The organism is Arthrobacter sp. 10T416 (assembly GCF_056394165.1).
Map to the genome: position 1 here is coordinate 261,778 of NZ_JBFTHI010000002.1, position 16,291 is coordinate 278,068.

At 65.9% G+C, this 16,291-nt stretch carries 15 protein-coding genes; 2 read left to right on the forward strand and 13 right to left on the reverse strand.

The window, feature by feature from the left end; translation table 11 throughout:
- From AC1DBE_RS05090 to fdxA, 5 genes are all read right to left on the reverse strand, one after another.
- On the reverse strand, positions 1-612 hold the full coding sequence (locus tag AC1DBE_RS05090) for a hypothetical protein (RefSeq protein ID WP_476878403.1): 612 nt from the start codon (positions 610-612) through the stop codon (positions 1-3).
- Positions 613-670: 58 nt separating this feature from the next.
- The gene (locus AC1DBE_RS05095; protein ID WP_476878404.1) at positions 671-1,309 is read right to left on the reverse strand and encodes a TetR/AcrR family transcriptional regulator; all 639 of its coding nucleotides are present in this window, start codon (positions 1,307-1,309) and stop codon (positions 671-673) included.
- Between the two features lie 137 nt (positions 1,310-1,446).
- Positions 1,447-2,730, reverse strand: coding sequence for a citrate synthase (locus AC1DBE_RS05100; RefSeq protein ID WP_476878405.1), 1,284 nt, complete (start codon positions 2,728-2,730; stop codon positions 1,447-1,449).
- A gap of 231 nt (positions 2,731-2,961) precedes the next feature.
- Positions 2,962-4,110, reverse strand: coding sequence for a succinyldiaminopimelate transaminase (dapC, locus tag AC1DBE_RS05105; protein ID WP_476903068.1), 1,149 nt, complete (start codon positions 4,108-4,110; stop codon positions 2,962-2,964).
- A gap of 10 nt (positions 4,111-4,120) precedes the next feature.
- Positions 4,121-4,447: a ferredoxin gene (fdxA, locus tag AC1DBE_RS05110; RefSeq protein WP_441403110.1), complete on the reverse strand. Its 327-nt coding sequence runs from the start codon at positions 4,445-4,447 to the stop codon at positions 4,121-4,123.
- Between the two features lie 152 nt (positions 4,448-4,599).
- On the opposite strand from fdxA, the gene AC1DBE_RS05115 reads away from it, so the two are divergent.
- Complete coding sequence (locus AC1DBE_RS05115; protein WP_476878408.1) at positions 4,600-4,854, forward strand: putative acetyltransferase; 255 nt, start codon at positions 4,600-4,602, stop codon at positions 4,852-4,854.
- 313 nt (positions 4,855-5,167) lie between these two features.
- Here the strand turns inward: AC1DBE_RS05115 and AC1DBE_RS05120 are convergent, their stop codons facing one another.
- The 3 genes from AC1DBE_RS05120 to typA all read right to left on the reverse strand — a co-directional run bounded on the left by AC1DBE_RS05120 (position 5,168) and on the right by typA (position 8,699).
- Positions 5,168-5,977: a hypothetical protein gene (locus AC1DBE_RS05120; protein ID WP_476880379.1), complete on the reverse strand. Its 810-nt coding sequence runs from the start codon at positions 5,975-5,977 to the stop codon at positions 5,168-5,170.
- A 388-nt stretch (positions 5,978-6,365) separates the two neighbouring features.
- Complete coding sequence (locus AC1DBE_RS05125) at positions 6,366-6,743, reverse strand: hypothetical protein (RefSeq protein ID WP_476880378.1); 378 nt, start codon at positions 6,741-6,743, stop codon at positions 6,366-6,368.
- Between the two features lie 27 nt (positions 6,744-6,770).
- The gene (typA, locus tag AC1DBE_RS05130) at positions 6,771-8,699 is read right to left on the reverse strand and encodes a translational GTPase TypA (RefSeq protein ID WP_476969792.1); all 1,929 of its coding nucleotides are present in this window, start codon (positions 8,697-8,699) and stop codon (positions 6,771-6,773) included.
- Positions 8,700-8,970: 271 nt separating this feature from the next.
- Here typA and AC1DBE_RS05135 point away from each other — a divergent pair, with 271 nt between their 5' ends.
- A complete protein-coding gene (locus AC1DBE_RS05135) occupies positions 8,971-9,807 on the forward strand; it encodes an SGNH/GDSL hydrolase family protein (RefSeq protein WP_476969793.1) in 837 nt (278 codons plus the stop codon).
- A 160-nt stretch (positions 9,808-9,967) separates the two neighbouring features.
- Here AC1DBE_RS05135 and AC1DBE_RS05140 read toward each other — a convergent pair whose 3' ends face one another.
- The 5 genes from AC1DBE_RS05140 to AC1DBE_RS05160 form a co-directional block, all read right to left on the reverse strand.
- Positions 9,968-11,689 carry an ABC transporter ATP-binding protein gene (locus tag AC1DBE_RS05140; protein ID WP_476969794.1) on the reverse strand — a complete coding sequence of 574 codons (1,722 nt, stop codon included), beginning with the start codon at positions 11,687-11,689 and terminating at the stop codon, positions 9,968-9,970.
- Between the two features lie 11 nt (positions 11,690-11,700).
- Entirely contained in the window at positions 11,701-12,693 is a 993-nt protein-coding gene (locus AC1DBE_RS05145) for an ABC transporter permease (protein ID WP_476969795.1), read from the reverse strand.
- Entirely contained in the window at positions 12,683-13,612 is a 930-nt protein-coding gene (locus AC1DBE_RS05150; RefSeq protein ID WP_476969796.1) for an ABC transporter permease, read from the reverse strand. Before AC1DBE_RS05150 ends, AC1DBE_RS05145 begins: the two co-directional genes overlap by 11 nt.
- A 215-nt stretch (positions 13,613-13,827) precedes the next feature.
- Entirely contained in the window at positions 13,828-15,468 is a 1,641-nt protein-coding gene (locus AC1DBE_RS05155; protein ID WP_476969797.1) for a peptide ABC transporter substrate-binding protein, read from the reverse strand.
- Positions 15,469-15,745: 277 nt separating this feature from the next.
- On the reverse strand, positions 15,746-16,291 hold a 546-nt coding region (locus AC1DBE_RS05160), incomplete at its 5' end, for an ATP-binding cassette domain-containing protein (RefSeq protein ID WP_476969798.1).

The window sequence follows — 16,291 nt, forward strand, 5'->3', positions numbered from 1 at the left end:
TCAGACCAGCAGGTCCACCACGGGCTGGACGTAACTGCGGAACAGTTCCGGTTCGGACAACAGCGCCGAACTCATGATGATCTTGTCCGGCTCGAGGTACCACGCCCGCGGCTCGGCGAGCGGAAGTTCGATGATGGTCAGGTCGAAATCACGCGCGGCCCGGCCGACTTCCAAGAGCCGGTCATCCACCAGGTCGGCCAGCAGTTGCGTGGCTCCGCTGGCGTCGCGCTCCGCTTCCAGCGCCAGGTACTCGCCGCGGCGTTCCCGCGCCCAACTGAGGGCCGCACCGAAATGCGCCTGGAGCACCCGCCGGAGCGCCGGGGAATTGCCGAACGCGCCGAAGCTGGGCGGACCCAGTTCGGGTTCCATCTCCGGGTGGGCTTTCAGGAGCTGCGCCCACCACGCCTCCCACTCGGTCTTCAGCGCGGGCATGCCGCCGACTTCGTCGATGAGGTGGGTGTGGTCCGAGGAGCGGATCTTCGGCGCGACGTGCGAGAGTGTCGGCTGGCCCGCAGTGTCCAGGCCGGCGGCGTCCCGGACGTAAAGCGCAATCAGCATCGGCCCCGAGGTGTCCATGGTGATCCGCCAGCCGGGACCGCCTGTGTGGTGCATCCGATTGCCTCCCTTGGCATGACGTACTTTCCCAGTCTATTCCTGAAGCTGGCGCAGGTTAATGGGCGGTGGTGCCGCTGCCCAGACTCGCCAGGTGGGCGTCCAGGACATCGTGGCACATTTCCGCTGTCATCCATTCGGGCTGCAGCAGCGCGTGCATGGTCAGGCCGTCCAGGGTGGCCAGCAGGCGTTCCGCCTCGGTGACCAGGCGCTGGCGCCCGGCGTCGTCCGCACCGCCGTCGTCCGCGGTGAGGTCCATCATCAGCCGGCCGACGACGGCGGCCACCGTCCGGTGGCTGCGGTCCGCTTCGGCGGCGAGGAAGGGCCGGGTCCGGGCCGCGTTCTTGAAGGCCATCCACACGCAGGCGTCGACGGCGCGGTCCTCGTCGAGCGGGAGCAGTTCCGACAGCAGGGTCAGCACCGCGGTGCGGTGCTCCGCCGAGCCGGGGGCCTCGGCTGCCAGCCGGGTCTCGGCGGCGTCGAGCCGTCCGGCGATCCGGTCGATCACCACCCCGAAGGAGTGGGCCAGGAGCTCGTCGCTGCTGGCGAAGTAGTGCCGCACGGAGCCGACGGCCAGGTCGGCCTCGTCGGCCACTTCGCGGAGGGAGGCCCGTTCCAGGCCGTCGGCCGCGATGATCCTGAAGACGGCTTCGACAACTTCCTGGCGCCGCAAAGCAGCGTCGACAAATTTGGGCATTGCTCTTTTTTAGCACGGATGTGTCCGCTCAACGGCGTCCCACGCCGGTCACACCAGTAACTCCAGCAACATCCGGGAACGACGCCGGCCGCGCCCCCGGGTGGGGTGCGCGGCCGGTGTCGTTTGTCAGTCTGTGCCTAGCGGGACGGGTAGTTCCGCTCCGGCTCTCCCGTGTAGAGCTGCCGCGGGCGGCCGATCTTGGTGTTCGGGTCGCTGATCATTTCACGCCACTGGGCGATCCAGCCCGGCAGGCGCCCGATAGCGAACAGCACGGTGAACATCTTCTCCGGGAAGCCCATGGCCTTGTAGATCAGGCCGGTGTAGAAGTCGACGTTCGGGTAGAGCTTGCGCTCGATGAAGTAGTCGTCCTGCAGCGCCTTCTCTTCGAGGCGGAGCGCGATGTCCAGGAGCTCGTCGTTGCCGCCGAGCTTGGTGAGGATCTCGTGGGCCGTGGCTTTGACGATCTTGGCGCGGGGGTCGTAGTTCTTGTAGACCCGGTGGCCGAAGCCCATCAGGCGGACGCCGTCTTCCTTGTTCTTGACCTTCTCCATGTAGTCCTCGGGCTTGATGCCGTCGGCCTGGATCTGGCGGAGCATCTTGAGCACGGCCTCGTTGGCGCCGCCGTGGGCCGGGCCGAAGAGGGCGTTGATGCCGGCCGAGACGGAGGCGAAGAGGTTGGCGTTCGAGGAGCCGACCAGCCGCACCGTGGAGGTGGAGCAGTTCTGCTCGTGGTCCGCGTGCAGGATCAGCAGCAGGTCCAGGGCCTTGGCGACCACCGGGTCCACCTCGTACTGCTCGGCCGGCAGGCCGAAGCTCAGGCGCAGGAAGTTCTCCACCAGGTTGTGCGAGTTGTCCGGGTACAGCATCGGCTGGCCGACGGACTTCTTCAGGGCGTAGGCGGCGATGACGGGCATCTTGGCCAGCAGCCGGTAGGTGGAAACCTCAACCTGCTCGGCGTTGAAGGGGTCCAGCGAGTCCTGGTAGAACGTGGACAGTGCGGACACGGCCGAGGACAGCACCGGCATGGGGTGGGCGTCGCGCGGGAAGCCGCTGAAGAAGCCCTTGAGCTCCTCGTGCAGCAGGGTGTGGTGGCGGATCCGCTGGTCGAACGCTTCCAGCTCGGCAGGCGTCGGCAGGTTGCCGTAGATCAGCAGGTAGGAAACTTCCAGGAAGCTGGAGTGCTGGGCGAGCTGCTCGATCGGGTAGCCCCGGTAGCGCAGGATGCCGGCGTCGCCGTCGATGTAGGTGATGGCGGAGGTGGTGGCCGCGGTGTTCATGAAACCGGGGTCAAAGGCGACAGCGCCGGTCTGCTTCAGCAGCTTGGAAACGTCGTAGCCTTCGTTTCCTTCAACAACCTTGATGCGCGGGAGCTCGAGCTCCCCGCCTGCATGACGCAGGGTTGCGCTGGTGGTCTCAGTCATGGATTCTCCTCATGAGGCGTCTGGGCCCCTGTTGAAAGCTTGATCCAACATCTGGTGGAGCGGCCCACGGAACCTGTATCGGGACACGGATTCCAACGGCTGCGCTGCCTTCTTGTGGAAAGCCACCATTGATAGTCAGTTAAAAACTACCGTCAGTTCGCGGGTGGCACTAATCCGGGACGCCGCCAAAGCGACCAAATCGCGCATCTTGTGGCCCGCGTCACAGCATTGTTACGGTCCCGTAGCCAGACGTTCGACGGCGGCGTCGATTCGTTCGTCCGAGGCAGTGAGCGCCACCCGGATGAAGCCGTTTCCGGCGTCGCCGTAAAACACACCGGGGCCGACGACGATCCCGCGGTCCGCGAGCCGGCCCACGGTGTCCCAGGTCGGTTCCCCGGCCGTGGCCCAGAGGTAGAGTCCGGCGCGGGATTCGTGAATGGCCAGGCCGAAACGTTCCAGCGCCGGGACGATCCGCTCGCGGCGTCCCCGGTACAGGTCCTTCTGGGCCTGGACGTGCGCGTCGTCGCCGAGGGCCACCCGCATGGCCTCCTGGACGGGGTAGGGGACGATCATGCCTGCGTGCTTGCGGCTGTTCACCAGGTTGGCCATGATAGCGCCGTCCCCGGCAACAAAAGCGGCCCGGTAGCCGGCGAGGTTGGACTGTTTGCTCAACGAATAGACCGCCAGCAGGCCCTCGTGGGAGTCCCCGGCCACGCGGGGGTCCAGGATGCTGGGGACGGGCTGCCCGCCGCGTTGGAGGTCCCACTCCCCCCAGCCGAGTTCCGCGTAGCACTCGTCCGAGGCAACCACGGCGCCGATCTCCCGGGCCTGGTCGACGATCCGCTTCAGGGATTCGGCGTCGCGCACACTGCCGGTGGGGTTGGCCGGGGAGTTAACCCAGATGAGCCGGACCCGGGACCTGGTGCCGGCGTCGAGCTCATCAAGGTCATCGGCGGCCACATGCTCGGCGCCGGTGAAGGTGGCCCCGATGTCGTAGGTGGGGTACGCGACGGTCGGCCGGACCACGACGTCGCCCGGCTTGAGCCCGAGCAGGAACGGCAGCCAGGCCACCAGTTCCTTGGACCCAACAGTGGGCATCACGTTGGCCGGGTCCAGCCCGGGGACGCCGCGGCGCCGGTCAAACCAGTCCGCGATGGCCTGGCGCAGCGCCGGCGTCCCGTGCACCGTGGGGTAGCCGGGGGCGTTGGAGGCCGCGCGGAGCGCCTCCTGCACCAGTGCCGGGGTGTCGTCCACCGGGGTGCCGATGGAGAGATTCGCGACGCCCCCGGGGTGCTCGGCGGCCCGCGCAAGATACGGGGCCATGGCTTCCCACGGGTAGTCGGGCAGGCTGAGTCCGAAGCTGCGCACCGCAGAAGTCACCGGCGCCGTCCTAGTTGTCTTGGTTCTGCGGGGGCAGGGCGGCGATCATGGCGTGGTCGGTGTGGGTGTTGCCGATCTTGGCGGCGCCGCCCGGCGAGCCGAGCACGTCGAAGAACTCGACGTTGGCCTTGTAGTAATCGGCCCATTCCTCGGGGGTGTCGTCCTCGTAGTAGATCGCCTCGACGGGGCAGACCGGCTCGCAGGCGCCGCAGTCCACGCACTCGTCCGGGTGGATGTACAGGGAACGCTCGCCCTCATAGATGCAGTCGACGGGGCATTCTTCGATACATGCCTTGTCTTTGACATCTACACACGGCTGCGCGATTACGTACGTCACGTCCCTGGCCTCTCCACGTTGGTTCCGGCGTCCCGCCGGATCTTGCTCCCGGCCTGAGCGCCGGGCTGCTGACTTCTGAGCCTATTATCTCCCAGCCTGATCCCGCGAACCTAGCCGGGCGTCACAGAGCCGGTGCGTCCTACTATGAACGGGTGAGTTCACCGATCCCTCCGCCGCAGCAGTTCCTCTCCGACGCGCCCCTGGGCACCCGTGTGGTGGTGCGCTACCGGATCGAGGGCGGCCTCACGGACGCCCTCGGCGACCTCGTGGACCGGACCGGCGACGGCTGCACCGTCCGCACCCGCCGCGCCGACGTCGTCATTCCCCTTTCGCTGGTGGTGGCGGCCAAGGAGGTCCCCCCGGCCCCGCAACCGCGCCCGCGCCCCACTGGACATGCCCATCCCTGACCCCCACCGATGGACATGCCCGTCCCTGGCCCACCCCGCGGGACATGCCCAACCTTCGCGCCACCCACGACGGGACATGCCCATTTTTCGCCCACCCCGCCGGGCATGCCCATCCCCGGGCGCTACGGATGGACATATAGGCATCATGTCCAACCGCGGTGCGTCAGGACGGACATGCCCATTTTTCAGAACCGTTTCTGACGAGCATGCTCATTCTTCAGAGCTCAGGCGGGATTGGTCGTTTGCCGAAGCGTCTCAGACGGACATGCTCATTGGTCGCGGCCCGGACTGATCCGTAGCTGGGGCCGCCGGTTCAGGCTGCCACGCTGAGCCGGTTCAACGCGTCCCGGACCATGGCGATGAATTCTTCCGGGCGGTATTTGAGCAAGGGGTAGGTGACCACCAGGGTGGGGACCCCGAGCCGGGTGGTGACGTTCCATCGGCGTCGATCTTCCTCGAAACTCCGCCGGTCCATGTGGAAGCCCGCGCCGTCGGTCTCTATGCCCAGGCGGCCGTCAACCATGAGGTCCAGGTGGCCCATCCCCCGGATGTTCACCTGCGACTCAACGTGGAAGCCAGCCCGGCGAAGAGTGAATCGGGCCAGGCACTCAATGACTGACTGGGACTGCGGGACAATGGCCGCGGCGATGGCGCGCTCCCGGGCGTCGTTCCGGCCGGCCAAACGTAGCCGAAGCGATGACAATGGCAGTCCCTTGATGGCGACCGCCGATTCCGCAATCACGAGCCCGTCCAGTTCAGGCAGGCAGCGCAGGCTTTGAACCACCGTATCGAGCAGGGTGGGCGGCGCCACGGCGCGGTGGCAGACAAAACCCGGGTAGCTGCGGCTGTGGGTCAGGCCGACGTGGGGTTGTTGGGGCATATCCAGCACCCATAGGCCGCCGAAATGGGCCGCACTGACGCAGGCCGGTTCGGCGGGCAGGGAGCGGATGGAGACCAGCACCGGATCCGCGTCCGGCAGTGCATAGACGCCACGGGCCACCCGGGTGACTGCCCCGTCGGCCAGCGCTGTCCGAAGCTGGAAGCCCGAAACGCCCGCCGCCGCGAGGTGCTTGGCGCGGGCGACGCCGTCGAACGTGGACATGACTTCATTGATTTTCACCATGCGCCCATGGTTACGACCAGGTCTGGCCTAGGACAGCCCCGTAAGGCGCTATGTGCACAAACCCGGGTCCGGTCCCAGCGCCCGGAAATGGACATGTCCGTCGGCGGCGCCGGACATGTCCAACGCCCTCCCTGACCAATGGACATAGTGCATATATGTCCACCCTTTGAGCCGACCAATGAGCATGTCCGTCCGGGGTGCTCGGCAGGAGCGGGCATGCTCGATTCCTGGCACGAAAAATGGGCATGTCCGTCCAGGGGACCAGAAGCGGCGCATGTCCATCCGGGCGGGGGGCGAGGGGCGGGCATGCCCAAATCCGGGCACAGCAAATGGACATGCTCATCCGGGTGCACGAAGGATGGGCATGTCCGTCGGAGGGGAAGCCGCCCTACCTCCGCGCCCGGGCGTAGCGGCGGCACCAGATGAGCATGCCCACTGTTACCACGCCAATGCCGAAGATCCACAGGTTTCCGGGAAGGTCTCCGATGATCAGCCGCTTGCCCGCCTCCAGGGTGGCCCACCACCCGGCCAAGGCGTAGCATCCTGCCCCGCAGACAGCGGCCGGAACGACCGAACGGAAGGCCGCTCCGAGCCACAGCTCCACCGACGCCAGCAGCACCAGCGCGGCGAGCACACCCCAGGGCAGTTCAACCCCGGCGAGGGACAGGCTCTGGCGGTGCAGTACGGTCCCGGCCAGGGCAGCAAAAAGAGCTGCCGGCAGGGCGGCGGCAATACCGCCTGCCCTGCCGGCAGCTCTCTTAGTCACGTCTCAGCCGAGGCCCGAGGACCGGGATCAGACCTTGGCGCGGGCGCGGTTGGCCTTGGCACGCTCGTTGGTGTCCAGGATGACCTTACGGATGCGGATGGCGTCCGGGGTGACCTCCACGCACTCGTCCTCGCGGGCGAATTCCAGGGACTCTTCGAGGGTCAGGTCGCGCGGCGGCGTCAGGTTCTCGAAGGTGTCGGAGGAAGCGGCACGCATGTTGGTGAGCTTCTTTTCCTTGGTGATGTTCACGTCCATGTCGTCGGCGCGGGAGTTCTCGCCGACGATCATGCCCTCGTACACCTCGGAGGTGGGCTTGACGAAGAAGGAGCCACGTTCCTGCAGGTTGATCATCGCGAACGGCGTCACAACACCGGCGCGGTCGGCGATCATCGAACCGTTGGTGCGGTACTCGATCGGGCCGGCCCACGGCTCGTAGCCCTCGGAGATCGAAGCGGCAATGCCGGCGCCGCGGGTGTCCGTGAGGAACCGGGTGCGGAAGCCGATCAGGCCACGGGCCGGAACGATGAATTCCATGCGGCACCAGCCGGTGCCGTGGTTGGCCATGTTGGTCATGCGGCCCTTGCGGGCTGCCATGAGCTGGGTGACGGCGCCGAGGTACTCTTCCGGCACGTCGATGGTCATGTGCTCCATCGGCTCGTGGACCTTGCCGTCGACCACCTTGGTGACAACCTGCGGCTTGCCCACGGTCAGCTCGAAGCCTTCGCGGCGCATCTGCTCAACGAGGATGGCCAGCGCGAGCTCGCCACGGCCCTGGACTTCCCAAGCGTCGGGACGCTCGGTGGGAAGAACCTTGATCGAGACGTTACCGATCAGTTCCTTGTCGAGGCGGTCCTTGACCTGGCGGGCGGTGACCTTCGCGCCCTTGACCTTGCCGGCCAGCGGCGAGGTGTTGATACCGATGGTCATGGAGATCGCGGGATCGTCCACGGTGATCAGCGGCAGCGGCTGCGGGTTCTCGGCGTCGGTCAGGGTCTCACCGATGGTGATTTCCTCGATACCGGCGACGGCGACAATCTCGCCCGGGCCGGCGGACTCGGCCGGGACGCGGTCCAGGGCCTTGGTGGCCAGCAGTTCGGTGATCTTGACGTTCTTCAGCTCACCGTTGGCACGCGCCCAGGCCACGGTCTGGCCCTTGCGCAGGGTGCCGTTGTAGATGCGCAGGAGCGCCAGACGGCCCAGGAACGGGGAGGCGTCCAGGTTGGTGACGTGCGCCTGGAGGACACCCTCGGGGTTGTACGTCGGGGCCGGGATGTGCTCGACGATGGTCTTGAAGAGCGGCTCCAGGTCCTCGTTTTCCGGGGGGGTGCCGTCGGCGGGCTGCTCGAGGGAGGCGCGGCCAACCTTGGCGGCGGCGTAGACAACCGGAACCTCGAGGATCTTGTCCAGGTCCAGGTCCGGCACTTCGTCGGCGAGGTCGGAGGCGAGGCCAAGGAGCAGGTCCATGGACTCGTGGACGACTTCCTCGATCCGGGCGTCGGGGCGGTCGGTCTTGTTGACCAGCAGGATCACCGGCAGGTGCGCGGCCAGGGCCTTGCGCAGCACGAAGCGGGTCTGGGGCAGCGGGCCCTCGGAGGCGTCCACGAGGAGGACGACGCCGTCGACCATGGACAGGCCGCGCTCGACCTCTCCGCCGAAGTCGGCGTGGCCGGGGGTGTCGATGACGTTGATGGTGATGGTCTCGCCGTTCGACGACGGGCCGTTGTAGGCAACCGTGGTGTTCTTGGCGAGGATGGTGATGCCCTTTTCGCGTTCCAGGTCACCGGAGTCCATGACGCGGTCTTCGAGGTGGTTGTGCTCGGCAAAGGAGTTGGTCTGCTTGAGCATGGCATCGACCAGGGTGGTCTTGCCGTGGTCAACGTGGGCCACGATCGCGACGTTGCGCAGGTCACTGCGCGATGCAGTGGCTACCGCAGTGTTGGTGGTGGTTTCAGACATGCGTTATTGCTCGATTCAGTGGTGAAGTCAGCTGTTGTATCGCGACATTTCCAACCGGAACGCACGACGGACAAGGCCCTTTGACACAGGGCTCCTTCATCCATTCTAGACGACCGGGCATTTATTGGCCTAAATCCCGGCAGCACCCCTCCCCCGCCCCGTTACCAAATCGTTGACCCGACGGGGGCCCACCGTGACCAATGTCACTGGTTTTCGGCCGGTACATGCCGGATCATTGCTGGAGTACCTACGACCGTGCGGGGAGTCCGACATGCGAAGTGCCCTGAGGATGACCCATGTCATGCCGCCCCTGATCGCCGCCGCCCTCTTTCTTGGCGGCTGTGCCCCGGCACTGGATTCTGCTGCTCCTACCAAGTCCGCCGACCGTGTGAAGGACGTCCCGGTCGCGGCCGTCGCCGGGCCAGGCCAGCCCGCGGCCGCCGGGACGGTCCGCAAGAAGGGCACGGTGGACCCGGCCAGCCTTCCCGCCGGTTCCCTGTACCGCAACCCGGCGAACGGCCGACTGGAAATCATCGTGGAAGACGTTGCCCACACGGCCGTGCTTATTGGTGATTCCCAGTCGGAGCCCACTGACAGCTGGCCCCGGCAGGCCCTCGGCCGGCTGGGCTACCACGTGGTGTTCGGCGGCGGCAGCGGCACCGGATTCGTCGTCGGCAACAGCACCCGCGGCAGCTACATCGACGGCCTGGAAAACGGTGACTGGTACCTGCCCTACGGCACACCGCCCCTGGTGGTCATCGAAGGCGGCGGCAACGATGCCACCCGGGGAGCATCGAATGTTGAGATCGCCGAGCATGCCGAGCGTTTGATCCAGGCCGTGGAAGACCGCTACCCCGACGCCGAAGTGGTTATGGTCGGAACGCTCGCCCGTGGCTCACAGGCCGGCGGCGGGCGCCGTACCGAGGTGGATACGCTGCTGGGTGCCGTGGCCAAGGAATACGGGCTCTCGTTTGTCAGCGTCGGCGACTGGCTCACCCGGTACGGTCTGGCGCAGTACCTGAAGGACGACCGACACCTGAACGCGCAGGGCCACGAGATCGCGGCCGGCGTGCTCACCAAGCGCTTCGAGGCCCTCGGCCTCGGCTAGCAATGCGCCCGGCCCCCGCCGGAACACACGCGAATCAGCCAACTCAACAGCGGCCAACTCAACACCAGCCACCACAGCAACAGCCAACGCAAGAGCCGGCGTCCACCCCAGGGTGGACGCCGGCTCTTGTTGTGGTGCTGCCGTGCGGGGTACCGCTTGGCTAGGCCGAAGCCACCTCGGGGGGAAGCATCAGCTTCGCTCCGGGGATCGCGTTCAGCAGCGCCTTCGTGTAATCCTGCTTCGGCGAGTCGAAGACCTCGTCGGTGGAACCGGTCTCGACCAGCTTGCCCTTCTCCATCACACACACGTGGTCGGCGATCTGCCGGACCACCGCGAGGTCATGGGTAATGAACAGGTAGGTCAGGCCCAGCCGCGACTGCAGGTCGGCGAGCAGGTTCAGCACCTGCGCCTGCACCAGCACGTCCAGGGCGGACACCGCCTCGTCGCAGATGATGACCTCGGGGTCGAGGGCCAGGGCACGGGCGATAGCCACACGCTGGCGCTGGCCGCCGGAGAGCTCGTTCGGGTAGCGCTGCATGGTGGACTGCGGCAGTGCCACCTGGTCCAGCAGTTCCCGGACCTTCTTCTCGCGGCTGGCCTTGTCCCCGATCTTGTGGGTCCGCAGCGGTTCCTCGATGGTCCGGAAGATGTTGTACATCGGGTCGAGGGAACCGTAAGGGTCCTGGAAGATCGGCTGCACCCGGCGCCGGAAGGCGAAGATCTCCTTGCTGTTCAGCGTGGAAGTGTCGACGCCGTCGAACACGATCTTGCCGGAGGTCGGCTGGAGCAGGTTCAGGACCATCTGGGCCACGGTGGACTTGCCGGAACCCGACTCCCCCACGATCGCCGTCGTCGTTCCCCGCTTGACGCTGAAGGACACGTCGTCCACAGCGGTGAAGTCGGTGGAACGGCCGAAGCCGGAGCGCAGCTTGAAGACCTTCTTGAGGTTCTCAATCTGCAGCACCTCGTCGGGCAGGGTCGAGGCAACGACGACGTCCTCGGCGGGTGCCAGCAGGTCATCGGATTCGACGCCGAGTTCCTTGGCAGCCTGGATGCGCCGTGACGCCAGCGACGGCGCCGAGGCAACCAGCCGCTGGGTGTACGGGTGCTGCGGGTTCTGCAGCAGCTCCAGCGACGGACCGGCTTCGACGACCTGGCCGCGGTACATGACCACAACCTTGTCTGCGCGCTCGGCGGCGAGGCCGAGGTCGTGGGTGATGAGCAGGACGGCCGTGCCGAGTTCGGTGGTCATCTTGTCCAGGTGATCCAGGATCTGCCGCTGGACGGTCACGTCCAGGGCCGACGTCGGCTCATCGGCGATGAGCAGGCGCGGCTGGCAGGACAGGCCGATCGCGATCAGGGCACGCTGGCGCATGCCGCCGGAGAACTCGTGCGGGTACTGGTTGGCACGGCGTGAGGCATCTGGCAGCCCGGCTTCGGACAGCACCTTCGCGACGTCGTCGGGGCCGCTGGGCAGCCCGTTCGCCTTCAGCGTTTCGCGGACCTGGTAACCGATCTTCCAGACCGGGTTGAGGTTGGACATCGGGTCCTGCGGCACCATACCGATGCTGTTGCCGCGCAGTTCGATCATCCGCTTCTCCGACGCGTGGGCGATGTCCTCGCCGTCGAAGAAGACATTGCCGGCGGCCACACGGCCGTTGCTGGGCAGCAGGCCGATGGCGGCCAGCGCCGTCGTCGACTTGCCGGAACCGGACTCGCCGACGATGGCGACGGTTTCGCCCGGCATTACGGTGAGGTGGGCGTTGCGGACAGCGTTCACTTCGCCGTTGCTGGTGGTGAAGCTGATCGCCAGGTCCTTGATTTCAAGGAGCGGACGTCCGGCGGCCGCGCCGGCTTCGTGGAATTCGACAGAGGCGTTCATGGCGTCCCCTTTCATCGCTTGCGCGCTTTGGGATCGAGCGCATCGCGCAGGGCGTCGCCCAGCATGATGAAGCTCAGGACCGTGATGGACAGCGCGATGGCCGGCCAGAGCAGGGGCATCGGGTTGGACCGCAGGGAAGCCTGCGCTGCCTGGATGTCATTGCCCCAGGACATCACGCTCGGCGGCAGCCCGATGCCGAGGAACGACAGGGTCGATTCCGCGACGATGAAGGTACCCAGCGAGATGGTGGCGACGACGATGATCGGAGCCAGCGAGTTCGGCATAACGTGGCGCATCAGCGCACCGAACTTCGAAACGCCCAGGGAGCGGGCGGCGGTCACGAAGTCGGCGTTGCGGACCTCGATCACGGCGCCGCGGGTGATACGGGCGATCTGAGGCCAGCCGAATGTCACCAGGATCAGCACCAGCGTCCAGGCCGTGCGGTTGGCACGGAAGACGGGCAGCTGCATCATCACGATGGCGCCGAGGATCAGCGGCAGGGCGAAGAAGATGTCGTTGATGCGGGCCAGGATGGAGTCCACCCAGCCGCCGTAGTAACCGGCAAGCGCGCCCATGATGCCGCCGATGAGCAGGACACCCAGGGTGGTGAAGAGGCCCACGGTCACCGAGGAGCGGGTACCGAAGATCACGCGTGCGTACACGTCGCAGCCCTGCTGGGTGAAGCCCAGCGGGTGCCCGGCGGTCGGTCCGGCGTCGGAGTTGGCCAGCTGGCATGCCTCCGAGGCGGGGTCGATGCCGGAGAAGAGCGAGGGGAAAAGTGACACGGCGACGACGACGAGGATCAGGAAGGCGGAGATCAGGAAGAGCGGCTGCTTGCGCAGGTTCTTCCAGGCCTCGCCCCACAGGCTCAGCGGAGCCTGGTCTTCCTTGACCTTGTCGGTTGCCTGCAGCGGTGTCTCGGAGAAGTCGGCGACGAAGTGCTCGACGTGCCGCTTGGCCGGGGCCGCAGTGCGCTGGTCCGGGGTGATGTTCTCAGGCGTCATAGCGGATCCTTGGGTCAAGCCAGGCGTACAGCAGGTCTACAAGCAGGTTGGACACAACATAGATGAGCACCAGCACCGTCACGATGGAGACGACGGTGGGTCCCTCACCCTGCGTGACGGCCCGGTACAGCCGGTTGCCGACGCCCGGGACGTTGAAGATGCCTTCGGTGACGATGGCACCGCCCATGAGGGCGCCCAGGTCAGCACCGAGGAAGGTGATGACGGGGATCAGCGAGTTGCGCAGGATGTGCACGCGGACCACGCGGAAACGCGACAGGCCCTTGGCGGTGGCGGTGCGGACGTAGTCGGCGTTCATGTTTTCGATGACGCTGGTCCGGGTCAGGCGCAGCACGTAGGCAAAGGAGCCGAGGCCCAGGACGATCGCGGGCAGGATGAGGTCCTGGACCGTGGCGGCCGAGCTGACGGTCGGTTTGGCCCAGCCGAGCTGAACGCCGATGGTGAACTGCAGCACGAAGCCGAGCACGAAGATCGGGATGCCGATGACGATCAGGGAAGCGATCAGGACGGTCGCGTCGAAGAACTTGCCCTTGCGGAGGCCCGCGATCAGCCCGAAGATGATGCCGAAAACGGCTTCGAAGATCAGGGCCATAACGGCGAGGCGGGCCGTCACCGGGAAGACCTCACCCAGCACGGAGGCAATGGGGCGGCCGGAGAAGTCCTGGCCGAGGTCGAACGTGAAGATGCCCTTGAGGTAGAGCAGGTATTGGATCCAGAACGGCTGATCCAGGTGGTACTGCTGCCGGAGCTGGGCCGCGACGGCCTCGTTGACCGGCTTGTCGCCGAAGAGGGCCACGATGGGGTCGCCAGGCAGGCTGAAGACCAGGAAGTACACCAGCAGCGTGGCGCCCAGGAAGACCGGGATCAGCTGCAGGAAACGCTTGAGGATGTAAGTCGCCATTAGCGAACGACACCCCCGTCAGCAGGCATCCCGTGCAAGGATGCGGCGGAGTTGTTCATCAAAGAACCTTTTCATTATGGTGTGCAGCCGGCGCCGGTACGGTCACGGCGGACCGGCTGCGTATCGCACCGGCCGTGGCGGGTGCTTAGAAATAGGGGGAAAGCAAAACAACGGCGAGGGCCCCAATCCAGGCAGCCCCCGCCGTCGTTCAGTTATTACTTGCCAGTGATGTTGTAGTACAGCGGGACGCCGTCCCAGCCGTAGTCAACGTTGGAGACCTTGTCGCTCCAGCCGCCCTGGGCAACCTGGTACCACAGCGGGATGGCCGGAAGGTCGGTCAGGAGGGTTTCCTGAGCCTTGTTCATGGCCTTGTTGCCGTCGGCAACGGAGGAAGCGGCAAGACCTTCAGAGACGGCCTTGTCGAACGCCGGGTTGGCGTAGCGTGCGTCGTTGGAGCCTGCACCGGTCTTGTAGATCGGTCCGAGGAAGTTGTACAGCGACGGGTAGTCGGCCTGCCAGCCGGCGCGGATTGCACCGGTCAGCGTGCCCGCGGTGGCGTCGTTGCGGGCTTCCTTGAAGGTTGCGTACGGCTTGCCCTCAACCTTGATGCCCAGCGTGTTCTTGAGCTGGTTCACAACAGCCTCAACCCATGCCTTGTGGCCGCCCTTGTCGGCGTTGTAGGCGATGGTGAAGGTCTTGTTCGTGTCCCACTTCTGGATGGCGTCAGCCTTGGCCCAAGCGGCCTTGGCCTTGTCGGCGTCGAACTTCAGGTTCTCGGAACCCGGGATCGAGTCGCTGTAGCCGGACAGAACCGGAGCGGTGAAGTCCTTCGCGGGCTGGCGTGCACCGTTGAAGATGACCTTGGTGATTTCGTCGCGGTTGATGGCCATGGAGATGGCCTGGCGGCGGAGCTTGCCGGCTTCACCGCTCCACTCCGGCAGGTATTCCGGAATCGCGATGGTCTGGTTGCCGGCGTACGGCTTGTTGATGGTGCGGTCGCCCAGGTCGCTCTTGAAGTTCTTCAAGGCGCTCGTGGGGATGGTCTGCAGGATGTCCAGGTTGTTGGACAGCAGGTCCTGGTACGCAGCGTCGTCGTTCTGGAAGATCTTGAACGTCACGCCGGCGTTCTTGGCCTTGCGCGGGCCGTTGTAGTCCGGGTTCGGGACGAGCTGGATCTGCACGTTGTGCTGCCAGCCGCCGTCGGCCAGCTTGTACGGGCCGTTGCCGACCGGCTTTTCGCCGAACGCCTTCGGGTCCTTCAGCGCGCCGGACGGAACCGGAACGAATGCGGTGTAGCCAAGGCGGAGCGGCCAGTCGGATTCCGGCTGCTTCAGTTCAACGGTGAAGGTCTGGTCGTCGACGACCTTCAGGCCGGACATGGTCTCGACCTTGGAGCCTTCCTTGCTGGCTTCGTCGTAGCCCTTGATGCTTTCAAAGAAGGCACCGCTGAGCTGGGCGTTCTTCGCGGCTGCGCCGAAGTTCCAGGAATCAACGAACGTCTTGGCGGTGATGGCCTCGCCGTTCGTGAACTTCTGGTCCTTCTTGATCTTGATGGTGAAGTGCTGGCCGTCCTTGCCCTCGATGGACTCCGCCAGTTCGTTCACGGGCTTGCCGCTGGGGTCGTAGCTGACAAGACCGGCGAAGATCATGTCGATAACCTTGCCGCCGCCAACTTCGTTGGTGTCGGCGGGCATCAGCGGACGCTGCGGCTCGGAACCGTCAGCGATGATGACCTTGCTGGCGTTGCCACCGGTGCTGCCACCGGCGGTGTTAGAACCGCCGCCGCCGCAGCCGGTCAGGGCCAGAGCGGCGATAGCCACCATGCCCAGTGCTTTGGAAGTGCGCGAAAAACGCATTCCGCCTCCTAAGAGTTGTGGGAGTTCGTGCGGGAGAGACTTGTGCTTCCCGGCAGGCCCGGGCACAGAAATATCCTGTGACGTGGCCTACATATGGAAGTAGCCTAACCGCAAAAAGTCCGAATGATGGAACTCCGTTGCCAAACCGTGACTCAACAATCTCGTGACGGCTAGCGTCAATCGCCACGTATTTCAAGTCACACATTACTGGCTGGTACCATACGCCTCCGGAGGCGGCGGGTTATACCGGATTAACCGAAAAACCCCCAAAATCCGCCTAGTTCGCGCCTGCGAGCAGCTGCGCCCTGAGCTCCCTCCGTTCGCGCTGCTTCTCCGGATCCGGCAGCGGTACGGCGGCCAGGAGCCGCTGCGTGTAGGGCTGCTGCGGGTTCCGGAGGATCTGGTCGCGGCTGCCCTGCTCGACAATCCGGCCGCGCTGCATCACGCAGATCCTGTCGGCCAGCACGTCCACGACGGCGAGGTCGTGGGTGACAAAGAGGCAGGCAAAGCCCAGTTCCTTCTGCAGCGCCTGGAACAGCTCGAGGACCTTCGCCTGGACGGAGACGTCCAGGGCGGATGTGGGCTCGTCCGCCACCATCAGCTTCGGCTTCAGGGACAGGGCCCGGGCGATGCCGACGCGCTGCTTCTGGCCGCCGGAGAGTTCGTGCGGGTAGCGGTTGCGGTAGTCGCGCGGCAGTTCCACCTGGTCCAGCAGCGCCTCGATCCGCGACTGCAGTTCCGCCCCTTTGGCCACGCCGGCGAGGAACATCGGTTCGCCGATGCTCTCCCCGATGGGCAGCCGCGGGTTCAGGGAGGACGACGG